Genomic DNA, 13357 nt, shown 5'->3' with positions numbered 1-13357 from the left:
TATCCTCCTTGAGTCACATACCCTCAGTTTACCATGATCTTTCTGTCTATGTTTGACTGAATGTCCATGATAAAATATAAACAGATCGTTAAGGGGTGATTCGATGAGTCATACAGAAAGAATCTATTTTGCAGGTGGTTGTTTTTGGTGCATGGTCCAACCTTTTGAAGATTTAGCTGGTATTATCGCTGTGACTTCAGGTTATACGGGTGGCACATCCGCTGATGCGAGTTACGAGCGGGTAAAGCAAGGGACGACTGAACATTATGAAGCGGTTGAAATTGTGTATGACCCTTCCAAGTTTCACTTAGACGAGCTGTTACGTTTATATTGGCCACAAATTGACCCTACAGATGCTGATGGGCAATTTCACGATCGAGGTCCCCAATACCGAACAGCTATTTTCTATCATAGCGAATCGCAAAGACTCGTTGTAGAACGATCCAAGCAAGAACTGCAAAAGAGTGGGCGCTTTAAACAACCCATCGTCACAAAAGTATTGCCAGCTGGACCTTTCTATCCAGCTGAAAAGGAACATCAACAGTTTTATAAAACGAATGCAGAGTATTATAAAGCCGATCGAAAAGCGTCTGGCCGAGACGAATTCATCGAAAACTATTGGCATACATCATAACGAACTGAAGGCGTAGAGATATTCACAGAATCTCTACGCCTTCAGTTCCTAGTCAAGGTATGGCGTGCACGTTAAACTGGACTTGTCGCTATACTTTAGCTTCCTGATTACTAAAGAACCATTGCAAAGCTTGAAATACGTGTTGCTTCTCTTTAAGAATAAAATGGCGAAACCGAGGGTCATCAATGCTTTGGTATACGTTCATCAGTGTACTATGGCGACTGTAGGCATTGACCTCACCGTATCCAAACATACTTGCTTTCTCCATGATCTGATCAATTAAGTGCAAACACCGTTTATTATCAGAGGTCAAGTTGTCACCATCAGAAAAGTGAAACGGATAAATATTGTATCTTCTCGGATCATAATGATCTTCGATGCGTTTTAACGCTAGTTCATAAGCAGATGAACAAATTGTCCCTCCACTTTCCCCTTTCGTGAAGAAATGTTCTTCATCCACGACCTTCGCTTCGGTATGATGCGCGATAAATTCAATTTCCACACTTTCATACTTCGTACGAAGGAACCGAGTCATCCAAAAGAAAAAACTTCTCGCCATATATTTTTCCCACTTTCCCATTGAGCCTGATGTGTCCAACATGGCAATGATAATGGCTTTGGACTCTCGCTTCTCTTCTTCATTCCACGTCTTAAAACGTAAATCATCACGATAGATCGGATTAATCCCTGGCCTACCTTCCATAGCATTGCGTTTAAGCGCTGTAAGAATGGTTCGACGTTTATCGATGTTGCCGAGCAAACCTTTTTTTCTTACATCATTAAATTCAATGTCTTCTACAACAAGTTGGTCCTCCTCTTTCTTTTGTAAATTTGGTAGTTCCAAATGTTGAAACAAGGCTTCTTCAAGTTCTGCTATGGAAATTTCTGCTTCATAGTAATCTTCACCCGCTGTGTCACCTGGCTTATTTCCTTTGCCAGGGCCCTTCCCCTTTTCTTTGCCCGGTGCGCGTGCAACCACATCTCCGACTTGACTATCTCCGTCCCCTTGGCCCACATGCTTTTTCTTGTCATCATTGTATCGAATTTTGTATTCATCTAATGATCGAATCGGCACATGTACAACATCACGACCATTTGACATCACAATACTTTCATCCGTGATCAAGTCCGGTAAGTTTTGATTGATGGCATCTTTAACTTTCTCTTCATGTCTGCGTTGGTCCAAATACCCTTTTCGGTGAAGAGACCAGTTTTCTTCGGAAACAACAAAAGGTGGCGTTTGGTTTTTATCACTCATGAGTAAAACCCCCCGGAAAAACCATCGGTCTTCAGAAACCTGATGATTTGTAAATTTGTCGTTACGTCTCCACTGCTTCGGACACGTCGTACTACACTCATCGTATGCAGCTTATTGAAAGAATTGTCACTCAATCAAGAGATCGTCATTTTGAATTTTGATTTTACTATTTTAATCGTCTTTTCTTCTGAATAGAACAAAAACGGCTCGCGCATTTGCACAAACCGTTAACGGATAATAGAAAAATCACTCACTGGCCAATATCGAATATTCGCTTTGCCTACAATATCATCATAAGAAACAAAACCAATTTGCCGGCTGTCTAAACTATTTCGTCGATTATCGCCGAGCACGAACAGTTGATCATCGGGAACGACTTCTTCACCAAGGTTCAAATCACTAAGCGTAAAATCGCGTGTAAAAGGGCCACCTTCGGCACTGGCAACGGCTTCATGTAAGTAATCTTCAGGAATTTCTTCGTCGTTAATAAACAGTGTATCATTGTGATAGCTTATTTGATCTCCCGGAAGACCAATCACTCGCTTAATGTAATCACTCTCTTCATCTGCATGAAATACAATTAAGTCAAATCGGTCAGGCTCAGAAATGTGGTAACCCACTTTATTAATAATCAATCGTTCTCCACTTTCAATCGTCGGCATCATCGATTCTCCATGTACCATATAATTGGCAAAGAAAAACGTGCGTACAATTAAAACGATGAGAATGACAATAACGAACGTCTTTACCCAATCCCATATCTCTTTTGTAAGACCAGTATTCATCGTTTCCCCTCCCACTCACCATACTTTTTACACATTTTTTGATGATTTGCTTGCGTTTTTCGAGATTTTTGTAAAGAATACGTATAGGTATGTAACTTTACTAGAAGGAATTTCGTCTATATAGTAGGCATAACCATCGAGGTGACCAAATGTTCCTTTCCATATTGATGCTTCTATTATCACTTTTCGCATCACCATTTCTTCATGATAGCACACAATTACACGATATGGGTTCTGAGAAACCAGCAACAATTGAATTAAATCGAGACGGTGAGGCAGTCACCTTAAGCTGGGGACCGCACTCAAACACTGGGTATCGTATTTCCATTGTTGACAGCTTTGAAAGAGATCAGCAATGGTACATTTTATACACACTTGACTTCCCAGAAGACAATGAGGCAGGAGTGCTTGACACTGTATCCCATCCTCAAGCATTTACAACCGTGCCAGAGGAGTATTCTGTCATTAACCTCGTTGAAGAATCAGATGACCGTTATTACCAGCACCTTCCGACCGTGACCGTTGAACCAGATCATTCTTTTGAATTAAGCTTTGAAGAGCCGCTTCTAGAAGATGCCATTAGTAATGATTTATTGTATGTATTAGATGAAGAACACGAGCTCGTCCAAAACTTCATATTTATTTATACACCAACAGAAGTGCACATTCGACCACCAACAGATAGTTATAAGGACGGACAGTTGTACCATCTATACATTGATGCAGGAATCGAGAACACGTCTGGGGAGCACTTAACGAAAGGATATAAACAATCATTTTATGTCCAAGAAGATGACGATTCCGCGAATGAATGGTTGCCTCCAAACATGTTAGAGACACAAGCCCTTCAATTTGAAGGAGAGCGCAGCTCTGTTGAGGACGATCGCGAAGGAGACAATATGTTCTCCATTCACTTAAGTGAAAGTGAAGACGGGAGCTATATTATATTGCAAAGCGATGAAGACGAACTAGAAGAAGTGATGTTACCCCCAGTAACCACTCCTTCATCGTTTTTACCATTGCACCCATTTCTGCCTTACCCTCACCAGTATGGTCTGACCCAAATGTAAAAAAAGATGCCAGCAGAGAGATATCTGCTAGCACTTTTTTTATCGATTTAATAAACTCCCAACATACTTCAATAACTCATTAGCTGAAGTTGAGTTGTAGCCGTGTTCATCCACAAGTCTGGCAATCACCTCGTTGATTTTCTTCAGCTGCGACTCATCTGGGGTGCTCACAGATGTTGTAATTTTCACTACATCTTTAAGGTCTGCAAACAATTTCTTTTGAATTGCTTCTCGTAGTCTTTCGTGCGAATTGTAGTCAAATTTATATCCTTTGCGGGCATAGGCGGAAATACGAATCAAAATCTCTTCCCGAAATGCTTTTTTCGCGTTTTCTGAAATACCGATTTGTTCTTCAATCGACCTCATTAATTTCTCATCCGCGTTGAGTTCGTCACCTGTAATTGGATCATAAATCTTTTGATTGTTGCAAAAAGCTTCCACATTATCTAAATAGTTGTTCATCATTGTTTTTGCCGATTCTTCGTACGAATAGACGAAAGCTTTTTGTACTTCCTTCTTCGCAATCTCATCGTACTCTTTCCGGGCAACCGAAATGAAATCTTGATAACGCTCACGGTCCTCTTTCGAGATGGATGCATGTTGAGCAAGGCCATCTTTCAACGCTCTTAACACATCGAGCGCATTAATCGAGCGCGTATTTTTGCGAATGATGGCTGACGAAATCCGGTTGATTACATACCGTGGGTCAATGCCTGCCATACCCTCATCTTGATGTTCTTTTTTTAGTTCAACCACATCTTGCTCTTTAAAACCTTCCACAACTTCACCGTCATAAAGCTTCATCTTTTTCACGAGGTCAATTCCTTGGTGTTTGGAATCCTTTAATCGTGTTAACACCGTAAAGTATGCCGCTGTTCTCAGCGCGTGTGGCGCGATGTGTACATGGGACATGTCACTTTCACTAATCATTTTCTCGTATATTCTTTCTTCTTCGGATACTTTTAAGTTATAAGGGATATTCATGACAATAATCCGTGAATGAAGGGCTTCATTCTTCTTATTATTAATAAATGTACGGTATTCCGCTTCATTTGTGTGAGCCACAATTAATTCGTCGGCACTAATGAGCGCAAACCGTCCAGCTTTAAAATTCCCTTCTTGTGTGAGCGATAAGAGGTGCCATAGAAATTTTTCATCACACTTTAACATCTCTTGAAATTCCATCAATCCACGGTTCGCTTTATTTAACTCACCATCAAATCGATAAGCCCTCGGATCCGATTCAGAACCATACTCAGCGATTGTAGAAAAGTCAATGCTGCCAGTCAAGTCAGCAATATCTTGCGATTTCGGGTCAGAAGGACTAAATGTCCCGATCCCGGTTCGCTTATCTTCTGAGAAGAAAATACGCTCGACCATTACATCTTCAACCCGTCCGTCGTACTCTTCCTCCAAGCGCATCGTATTTAATGGAGAAAGCGCTCCCTCTACACGAATGCCATACTCTTCATTGAAGTCTTCCCGCAAATGATGAGGAATGAGATGCAAAGGATCCTCCTGCATTGGACAACCTTTGATTGCATAAACCGCTCCATCATCTGTATAAGAGTACTGTTCTAGCCCTCTTTTTAGCATATTAACAATCGTTGACTTCCCACCACTCACAGGTCCCATTAACAATAAAATACGCTTGCGTACGTCCAACCGTCTTGCTGCTGAATGAAAGTATTCTTCGGTTAGTCTCTCAATGGAGTCTTCCAACCCATAGATCGCATCGTTAAAGAATGCATAATTCTTTTCGCCATTCTCATTCTCTTCTATTCCGTGACTTTTAATCATGTTATATAATCTTGAATGTGCGGTTTGTGCCACTTCCGGTCTCTGTTTCAGAAGTTCCAAATATTCCTTAAATGTACCTTCCCACTTCAATTTCTCATGCTCATCCCGGTAATCTTTCATCCTTGATAGTATATCCACCGAATATCCTCCCTTTTCGGATCATTAAAATGCGTCATCAACACCAAGACAAACTCCCCGAATACGACTCAGAATGAAAAACAAGCGTGACCGACTCATTCAGCGGTTCCGCTTATCTTCATGTGTGTTTGTATTCTATGCAAGGAGTCAGTTTGTGATAACCACCTAGTCATAATCCAAGGGATATCTCTGATTATGGTTTTTTTATAATCCATCGATCAACCACACGCTTGACGACATATATTCCTGCAGACGTAATAACTGAAGCAAAAATTCTTCTAAACAACTGATCGTCCTCTCCTTTCTTAATCATTCGTGTGCAATTACTATACCCGTTTGCAACGATTTTAAAAATCTTTAAAGCCACCAGTAAAATAAGACATTCATTGGCCTTCTGCGGACACGCAGCTCCAGCATGACATCTTTATGTTGCAGTATTTGGCATGAAGTGACGATCCATCGGGAATGCTCGCTTCCACATCCAGCTGAGCGGGTAATTATTGAGAAAACTCACGACATGTAAGTATATGAAGAAGCTTGCATTTGCATTTACATCTGCTCTCTACAAAGGTGTAGTCGGAGTTTGGTCTCATATTCCTTTAGATAGCTGGCATTTAGGGATTTTTAGGAGATTGGTGATCTATATAGAATAAACTTAGCATTTTTCTAATTGCGCAGTTTGTTGTTTCTTTCCACTGCAGGCGGATGCTTGCACTCCAGAGTACAAGTGCAACATCGGTGGCCAAAAGACGTCCACCGTGTTTTCTTTATAGTCCAGACTATAAGGGCAACATCGGTGGTCAAAAGACGTCCACCGTGTTTTCTTTATACTCCAGAGCATAAGAGCAACCCGGTTCACGTTTCTGCCTACTGGTCACGGTGTGGAAAGAATCCGAAATGCCCCATATATTCATTTTTGTGACACTTTGGAAAGAAAAATCATGATTTTAAACGTGAATGCGCACATAAACGGTCTCAACTGTCACAAATGTTGCGATTTGTGACAGTTGCGTGCCGAAAGTGCCCGGTTTGAGGGCCGGATTGTCACATACGTGACCGGCCATCACAAGCTTGCGCCAGGTGGTGAGCCTCGGTTACGACTTTTTATCGTTCGGCAAACGTTTTTCGTGTTGCCCGCAACCCTTGCAGTGACGAACACCGATCGGCAACTTCGTTGCCGAAATTCAACTTATATAGATCGTTTTCCTGATGATCTAGATTGTTTTTCACGATTTTTTGCACCAGCGGTGACGACGTGCGCTTGCTTTTGGTGATTTTTAGGGGATTGGTGATCTAAATCACTTTGGACCACCGCAATTCACCTCGTCATGGGCAACCTTTCTACGCCGAACTTCAACCCGGTTTATTCTTATAAACCTCAAGAGCGAACAACAATTCCCACCGGAGGTGCCGAAGTTAAACCGAACGGCTTTCGGCATGACTCATCCCGACATCTCATAGGCTTTTGAACTAGAGGAAGGTCAACAAGGAGAGAATGGGGGGACATCATCTTCATAAAAAGAGAACACCCCAAAAGTTTGACTCTAACTTTTGGGGTGTAGTAAATTTTGCAAAGCTTTTTAAGTGTGGAAGACCACTTCAAAAGAACGAAGATTGTTGTTTGTGGTTGGTTTCTTGTCAGACGATTGTTGACCTTTATGTGCGGAGAGAAATGCGTCGCTGTTTAGCCAGTTCTCATAAGATTCTTTTGAATCCCACTTCGTGAAAACAACAAAGCTTACATCTTCTTTTTCACTTTCTAAGAAAAGAAATTCTACGCATCCTTCCACGTCTTTCATACGATCTTTGCTTTTTTCAAATCTTCCTTTGACCATTTCATGCTGGTCTTTTTCTACATGAAGTTCATTCATCACAACATACATCATTGTTCCTCCTTCATCATTTCCTATGTTTCAGTATAGGGGATGTCCGAATCTGTGACAAATATGTACATGCAAACGATAATTGGTTATAATAAAAGATAAGAATGAATCTCCAAGACGACTTCGTCAGATGAGTAGATGTTGCTTTGCAGCAAGAGATGTTAAGGGAGGAACAAACATGCGTTTATTTCTATTGTTAGCAGTATGTGCGGCTTTTTTAGTTTCCATCATGACAGCTGGAAAGAATTCAAAACCACATCAATCGTAATCGTGACAAACCCTCTACTTTTTCTTAAAAGTAGAGGGTTTTTATTAATTTAACTTAGGGAAAGACTGTTGCCGCAACGCTTCATATAATAAGATTGCCGCAGCGTTTGATACGTTCAATGAACGTATTAGTTCATTTTGTGGCAAGCGAATGCAGCGATTCGGGTATGTTTCAGCTACCCATTCTGGAAGTCCTTTCGTTTCTTTTCCAAAAACAAAATAATAATCCTTATTTGTATCGCTATAATCAAAGTTGGTATACCAATCACTGCCCGTCGTTTCAACAAAAAATACATCTGACATATCCCGCTCCGCTAAAAAAGCTTCTAAAGATTGGTGGTAATTGATGTTTACATTTGGCCAATAATCACAACCAGCCCGTTTTAACATTCGATCCTCGGTTGAAAAGCCAAGTGGATGAATTAAATGGAGGGCTGTTGACGTCCCGGCACATGTGCGGGCAATATTGCCTGTATTTGCTGGGATCTCGGGTTCGTGTAGGACAATGTTAAGGCTCATCTGCTTCTTCTCCTCTATACATGCGTTATCGATACAATAGTATACCATATCGCATTACGTGGAGATATGATCATTCACCTTGAAGAACTTATATTTAATATCTGGTGTCCACGCTGTCGAGTCTTCATACTTCCAATAACGATTTCTACTGTTTGCTGTTTGCGCATTCACTAATGGTTCCTGCTCATGATTAAAAGCTACGACAATCGCTGTATGATTCCATTCCCCGTCCCCATTGAAGTCATAACAAATTACATCACCGGGCCGTAAGTCTTGAGCACGATCAGCTTCTCTCGCTGTCAGACCTGTTGTGGAGCCACTTAAGTACCACCGCATTGAGTGAGCGACTGCCCAACTGTAACTCCATCGATCACTTGCCAACCACCAACCTTTTTCTTTCTGATGTTGTCCGTGCATCGGTGCCCCACCGGCTTGCAAACATTGGGAAATAAAATTCGTACAGTTATCAGTAAACTCCGGGTAATCCGGGTTATAATCGTTCCACCAGCGTTCCGCATACTGAACTGCCTGCATTCGATTGTACGTTCTGTTTCGTAAAGACTCGGATTTCCTTCTTGGCAACCGCTCTACTCGTTGACGAACCATCGTAGTTTCGTTTGTTTTTTTTATTTTTTGATCGTTTATAATTTTTTGTTTTATGATTGTCAACTGACGATTTTCCTCTTCTTCTCTAAGGTGGTACGTGTCGCCCGCTTTAATTAGATGTGATTGATACAGTTTGTACCCAACTGTCGTGCTTGACCCGTAAGACAACATGCTATAAGGCTTTAACGTTGATGTGGTTTTGATTACTTGTTCACGTCGGTCACGAAATCCTTTATTCATACGTTTATAACGACCTTTATCCTCCATTGATAGGGATGGCGAGCGCTTTCGATTTAGAACGGCAGTGCTTAACTTTTCGACATGTTCTTGGAGTTTATCGCGGATGGACGCTTCCATTTTACCGCTCCCTTCTTTTCCCCTATACTTATGTCTTCTACGCCGCGTGCATGTGCCTTAATAAAGAAGCAGGAGCTACAATCAAAAAAAGAAGCCCGTCCCTCATGGATAGGCCTCTTATTGCAACGCTTCTTCTATCTCTTTTTGAACTTCGTCATCATCCTCATGCAGAGCAGCTAACCGAAGCGCTTCTAAGTTTTCACTCCCACTAATCTCCCCTAGTGACCAAGCGGCTGTTCCACGAATGACAGGTCGCGGATCGTTTTGAAGTAAATCCCTTAATTTAGGAGATGCTGCCTCTTCTTTAAAATGACCAAGCGCAATCACTGCGTTTCTTTGGATTGGTTTTTTGCCACGCCATGAACCTGCCATCATGCCATAAGTTTCTTTGAATTCTCTATTCGACATGGATAGCAACGGCAAAAGCTCCGGCTTCACTTTTTCTGGTTCAGGTTCAAACTCAGGTTGATAATGGTCTCCTTTGCCTTTATTAATCGGGCAAACAACTTGGCATGTATCACAGCCATATAATCGATTGCCAATTTTTTTGCGATACCTCTTTGGGATCATATCTTTCTTTTGGGTTAAAAAAGCAATACACTTTTGTGAATCCAATTGTCCTCCTTGAATAAGTGCTCCTGTTGGACAACTATCCACGCATTTGTTACACGTCCCACACCCATCTTCTACCGGTGTATCTGGTTCAAAAGCCAACGTCGTAATCATCTCTCCGAGATATACATAGCTTCCGTATTCATGAGTAATCACCATACAATTCTTGCCTGTCCACCCAATTCCAGCTCGTTCTGCAACAGCACGATCAGACAGTGCACCTGTATCAACCATAGAAGCCGTTTTCGCCTCTGGCACACGTTCTTTAATAAACGCCTGCAAACGTTCTAACCGATCGTTTAAAACCGTATGATAGTCCTCTCCCCACGAAGCTCGGCAAAATAATCCCCTACGATTTCCTTTGACTCCCTTTGGTGGATTTTTTAACTTCGATGGATAAGATAAAGCAATGCTAATAATTGATTTTGCATAGGGAAGTAACAATTCTGGGTTTGTTCGTTTATCAATATCAGGCTCTTCAAAACCTGAGTCATATCCGAGCTGTTGTTGCGTTTTGAGTCTTTCTTTAAGCGTTAAAAATAGATCTGCGCTCGCAAATCCAATACGATCGATGCCGATGGATTTACTGAAATTTATAATTTCTTCTTTAAGCTCTTCATTCATTAGAGTCCAACTTTCACTTATGGTAAAATCATATTGACTGCGCGTTTCACACATTGCAGTTGATGTCATTTTACCATATGCAAAAACGGCGCTCAATTCAGGTGCGCCGTTCGCTGAAGCTAGCTTTTTTTATAGCCAAGCTCTTGGAAAATCGACACCACACCGTAAGCAATACCGGCTACACCAAGAGCAATGGCACCAACAAATATAATTAGATTCACTATCTTCACCTCTTTGGTTGTATTGTTCTTAAATGCAGGAAAGATATACAGAAAGGATTTCTCCCTCTATGTCATTAAAAACCTTCGAGAACATCACGATGGTTGTGATGGTTCTCATCTTAGTATTATTAATTACCGGTGCAATTACTCCTCCGGTTAGCTTTTACTTCCTTGGCGTAATCGTTTTAATTGTCATTACGAACTTCTTTTGGCGTCTGCGTGATTATAAAAAACGAAGAGCGTTGAAGTTAAAGGAAATTGAGGAAGAGGAAGCAAGAAGAGCAAAGAAAAATACAGATTCCCACTCATCTTAAGGAATCTGTACTTTTCTCTTGCGTAACAGGTTAGGACATGATATATTATTATTTGTCGGAAACGACATTACATACGGCGATGTGGCGGAATTGGCAGACGCGCGCGACTCAAAATCGCGTTTCTACGGAAGTGTGGGTTCGACTCCCACCATCGCCACCATTTTCAAGGATAAACACCCCGTTTACTAACGATGAGGTGTTTTTGTTTTATATAGAAAGTGAGAAGAAGATGAACTTAACTATTATGTACGATACAAATGATTACGGTGAAAAATATGTTCAAGTGTATAACACCGGCGAGCTCGTCAGCCAAGTCAATGTTTCGATGATTGGAAAAGGTGGCATCTATCCTTCGATCACAAACTTTATCTCGCAACAACGTACGATATTTTTACAACAATCCGAAGGTCTTTCTTCCCGTATTTTTATAGAAGAAGCGATTCAAGTAGATGTTGATCGCGAAAAAGCAAACGGACATTCTTGTTAAAACAGCACTTGAGAGGAATAAGTTTAATACTTATTCCTCTCTTTTTTCTTTTATGGTACTAAACTAATGTTTGGGCTGAGGCTAAACGCCTCTGCTGTTTTGTTCATTCTACTTGATTTACATGTTCTTTCAATTAATCGTGTAATAAAACCTTCAAACTTAGCCAGTCATAGAAGTGAAAGTCGAACGCATATCGCTTAATAATCTTTATCTAGTTGCTCAGCCCTTTAGTGAGGCTATTCGTGTATCCTAAAATAAAGCTGTCGATAATTCTTAGCAGCCAGTATTTCTTCGTTTGGACGGCTTATGCCATATCTTTGGCTTCTGATGTTTCCATATCGTGATAAGAAGCTTGGAGACCGGCGAACAGTCGCCCTCGGTTTTGCTCTTACAGTGCTCCACAGATCGTCTTGATTACCTTCCTATGATATCGCCAGGTGCCGATTTAAGTACTGGTTTCTCTATACTTACGCTTATGAAAGACATGGTGAATCTGTTTACACTTCTTTCGATCATACTCGTGAAACTCTTTTTGTACTCGGCATAGCACCCTTATCTATTGCTCATTAAATATAGCGACTGAAATAAAACGATTGGCAATGGTAATTTGACGTTCTAAGGCGTAATTCACAGAGTTTTTTAAGAACGGGTTCAAGTTTATCTTGAAATTCCTCCTACCTCTTGAAATTCGTGCATGAGGGTCGTTGATTTCTCAACCAGTAGGATATCCACTGGCACACCGGTCGGTCCATTGACAATTAGAACCTGAAAACACTTGCCCTTTGTGTCGTCTTTTTTACCAATCGCACTCACCTCTAGCAAAATTCGCAGTGCCAGCTGGTCAATATGCTTATTCCAGGTCGTTGGCGAGGTTAATAGGCCTCAGTCCCATGCTTGTAAGTACACCATGCTGTAACTCCGGTAGTTCTCCATGCTTTACTTGATTGCAGGGTCCGTTTGCCGCGCAAACGTACACATACCTACGTTACCCATATCATAGCAACGAATTGCGCTCAAAAAGTTTAAATGTTGGATTTTCTGTACTCGGTAAGCATACACTTTGTTCTTCATCTCCCCCACACGCAGGGCAACTAAGTCTCGTACATTTTATAGTGGGAAATGTCTTCAATCATTTAAGTAAAGCTCACCATCACAGATTCCAGTCTTAGTGATGATGCGATAATTTACATACATAGATAACTCATTGGCTATGGCTTGTTTTCGCAAATTAAAGTATAGAGTGCAAAGAAGTCTCAGCTGTTTTTCCGGTTCTAAGTCAAATGTTGGGGTAGAGACAATACGCCTCTGAGGCTGTTGAAAAACCTAAATGTTGTTTTTATAGAAGTGTAGGGGGTGTCATGGCTACGCTTGCCACGGGCGTCGCCTCAGCTATCGCGCTTCGCGCGAGGATCTTCGGCTGACGGAAAAGGAAGTTCGACATTCATTATGAATCATAATGATGTCGAACCAACCTGCTTACGCAGGCCGCCGTAGGCGTCTCCGCCATGACACCCCTTCTCATTTTGCACAATTTGAGAGACTGCCTCACACCTCTGCTCCTTTGTTTATCCTACTCGACTTGTATGCTCTTTTAATTGGTGATGCAATAACACCTTCAAACGCAGCCGGTCATAGCGGCGAAAACCAAACGCATCGCGCTTAATGACCTTCGTCTGGTTGTTCAGCCCTTCAATCGGACCATTCGTGTGACCAAAAATAAAGCTGTTGAGAATTTCTGGTTGCCAATTCTTCAACGTTTTTACGGCCTTTTTCATCTCTTTC

Annotated in this window: 13 protein-coding genes and 1 tRNA gene; 5 read left to right on the top strand and 9 right to left on the bottom strand. The window is 41.4% G+C overall.

Going from position 1 to position 13357, the window contains the following annotated elements:
• Nucleotides 1-103: 103 nt before the first annotated feature.
• On the top strand, nucleotides 104-634 hold the full coding sequence (gene msrA, locus ACE1TF_RS19610; protein ID WP_375019263.1) for a peptide-methionine (S)-S-oxide reductase MsrA: 531 nt from the start codon (nucleotides 104-106) through the stop codon (nucleotides 632-634).
• Between the two features lie 88 nt (nucleotides 635-722).
• On the opposite strand, the gene yhbH is transcribed toward msrA, so the two are convergent.
• Together yhbH and lepB are read right to left on the bottom strand one after the other, a co-directional pair.
• A complete protein-coding gene (gene yhbH / locus ACE1TF_RS19605) occupies nucleotides 723-1892 on the bottom strand; it encodes a sporulation protein YhbH (protein WP_375019261.1) in 1170 nt (389 codons plus the stop codon).
• Between the two features lie 227 nt (nucleotides 1893-2119).
• Nucleotides 2120-2677, bottom strand: coding sequence for a signal peptidase I (lepB, locus tag ACE1TF_RS19600; protein ID WP_042404185.1), 558 nt, complete (start codon nucleotides 2675-2677; stop codon nucleotides 2120-2122).
• Between the two features lie 149 nt (nucleotides 2678-2826).
• Here lepB and ACE1TF_RS19595 point away from each other — a divergent pair, with 149 nt between their 5' ends.
• The gene (locus ACE1TF_RS19595) at nucleotides 2827-3747 is read left to right on the top strand and encodes an Ig-like domain-containing domain (RefSeq protein ID WP_042404183.1); all 921 of its coding nucleotides are present in this window, start codon (nucleotides 2827-2829) and stop codon (nucleotides 3745-3747) included.
• A gap of 39 nt (nucleotides 3748-3786) precedes the next feature.
• Here ACE1TF_RS19595 and ACE1TF_RS19590 read toward each other — a convergent pair whose 3' ends face one another.
• The 6 genes from ACE1TF_RS19590 to queG all read right to left on the bottom strand — a co-directional run bounded on the left by ACE1TF_RS19590 (nucleotide 3787) and on the right by queG (nucleotide 10553).
• Entirely contained in the window at nucleotides 3787-5667 is a 1881-nt protein-coding gene (locus tag ACE1TF_RS19590; RefSeq protein ID WP_375019294.1) for a PrkA family serine protein kinase, read from the bottom strand.
• A gap of 1122 nt (nucleotides 5668-6789) precedes the next feature.
• The gene (locus ACE1TF_RS19585; protein WP_375019259.1) at nucleotides 6790-6915 is read right to left on the bottom strand and encodes a hypothetical protein; all 126 of its coding nucleotides are present in this window, start codon (nucleotides 6913-6915) and stop codon (nucleotides 6790-6792) included.
• A 350-nt stretch (nucleotides 6916-7265) separates the two neighbouring features.
• Entirely contained in the window at nucleotides 7266-7568 is a 303-nt protein-coding gene (locus ACE1TF_RS19580) for an antibiotic biosynthesis monooxygenase family protein (protein ID WP_375019257.1), read from the bottom strand.
• Between the two features lie 312 nt (nucleotides 7569-7880).
• Nucleotides 7881-8354, bottom strand: a complete 474-nt coding sequence (locus tag ACE1TF_RS19575) for a tRNA (cytidine(34)-2'-O)-methyltransferase (RefSeq protein WP_375019255.1) — start codon at nucleotides 8352-8354, stop codon at nucleotides 7881-7883.
• 54 nt (nucleotides 8355-8408) lie between these two features.
• Nucleotides 8409-9317 (bottom strand): amidase domain-containing protein, encoded by a 909-nt coding sequence (locus ACE1TF_RS19570; RefSeq protein WP_375019253.1) that lies wholly within the window; start codon nucleotides 9315-9317, stop codon nucleotides 8409-8411.
• Between the two features lie 117 nt (nucleotides 9318-9434).
• The gene (queG, locus tag ACE1TF_RS19565) at nucleotides 9435-10553 is read right to left on the bottom strand and encodes a tRNA epoxyqueuosine(34) reductase QueG (protein WP_375019251.1); all 1119 of its coding nucleotides are present in this window, start codon (nucleotides 10551-10553) and stop codon (nucleotides 9435-9437) included.
• 289 nt (nucleotides 10554-10842) lie between these two features.
• Between queG and ACE1TF_RS19560 the strand changes: the two genes are divergently transcribed.
• From ACE1TF_RS19560 to ACE1TF_RS19550, 3 genes are all read left to right on the top strand, one after another.
• The gene (locus tag ACE1TF_RS19560) at nucleotides 10843-11088 is read left to right on the top strand and encodes a hypothetical protein (RefSeq protein ID WP_042404489.1); all 246 of its coding nucleotides are present in this window, start codon (nucleotides 10843-10845) and stop codon (nucleotides 11086-11088) included.
• A gap of 75 nt (nucleotides 11089-11163) precedes the next feature.
• A tRNA-Leu gene (locus ACE1TF_RS19555) sits at nucleotides 11164-11248 on the top strand.
• A 69-nt stretch (nucleotides 11249-11317) separates the two neighbouring features.
• Nucleotides 11318-11575, top strand: a complete 258-nt coding sequence (locus ACE1TF_RS19550) for a hypothetical protein (protein WP_042404491.1) — start codon at nucleotides 11318-11320, stop codon at nucleotides 11573-11575.
• 1565 nt (nucleotides 11576-13140) lie between these two features.
• Here ACE1TF_RS19550 and ACE1TF_RS19545 read toward each other — a convergent pair.
• Nucleotides 13141-13357: transposase (locus ACE1TF_RS19545; RefSeq protein WP_375019248.1), on the bottom strand; the 217-nt coding region annotated here is incomplete at its 5' end.

The sequence above is a fragment of the Geomicrobium sp. JSM 1781026 genome (assembly GCF_041949955.1).
In the GTDB taxonomy this organism is placed as follows: Bacteria; Bacillota; Bacilli; order Bacillales; family Marinococcaceae; genus Geomicrobium_A.
Note: the sequence above shows the minus strand (reverse complement) of the source record. Positions and strands in the feature narration are given on the sequence as shown.

What these genes read in the sequence shown, in the direction of transcription:
- msrA (WP_375019263.1), top strand. Translation starts at nt 104, where the DNA reads ATGAGTCATACAGAAAGAATCTATTTTGCAGGTGGTTGTTTTTGGTGC.
- yhbH (WP_375019261.1), bottom strand. Translation starts at nt 1,892, where the DNA reads ATGAGTGATAAAAACCAAACGCCACCTTTTGTTGTTTCCGAAGAAAAC.
- lepB (WP_042404185.1), bottom strand. Translation starts at nt 2,677, where the DNA reads ATGAATACTGGTCTTACAAAAGAGATATGGGATTGGGTAAAGACGTTC.
- ACE1TF_RS19595 (WP_042404183.1), top strand. Translation starts at nt 2,827, where the DNA reads ATGTTCCTTTCCATATTGATGCTTCTATTATCACTTTTCGCATCACCA.
- ACE1TF_RS19590 (WP_375019294.1), bottom strand. Translation starts at nt 5,667, where the DNA reads ATGAAAGATTACCGGGATGAGCATGAGAAATTGAAGTGGGAAGGTACA.
- ACE1TF_RS19580 (WP_375019257.1), bottom strand. Translation starts at nt 7,568, where the DNA reads ATGTATGTTGTGATGAATGAACTTCATGTAGAAAAAGACCAGCATGAA.
- ACE1TF_RS19575 (WP_375019255.1), bottom strand. Translation starts at nt 8,354, where the DNA reads ATGAGCCTTAACATTGTCCTACACGAACCCGAGATCCCAGCAAATACA.
- ACE1TF_RS19570 (WP_375019253.1), bottom strand. Translation starts at nt 9,317, where the DNA reads ATGGAAGCGTCCATCCGCGATAAACTCCAAGAACATGTCGAAAAGTTA.
- queG (WP_375019251.1), bottom strand. Translation starts at nt 10,553, where the DNA reads ATGAATGAAGAGCTTAAAGAAGAAATTATAAATTTCAGTAAATCCATC.
- ACE1TF_RS19560 (WP_042404489.1), top strand. Translation starts at nt 10,843, where the DNA reads ATGTCATTAAAAACCTTCGAGAACATCACGATGGTTGTGATGGTTCTC.
- ACE1TF_RS19550 (WP_042404491.1), top strand. Translation starts at nt 11,318, where the DNA reads ATGAACTTAACTATTATGTACGATACAAATGATTACGGTGAAAAATAT.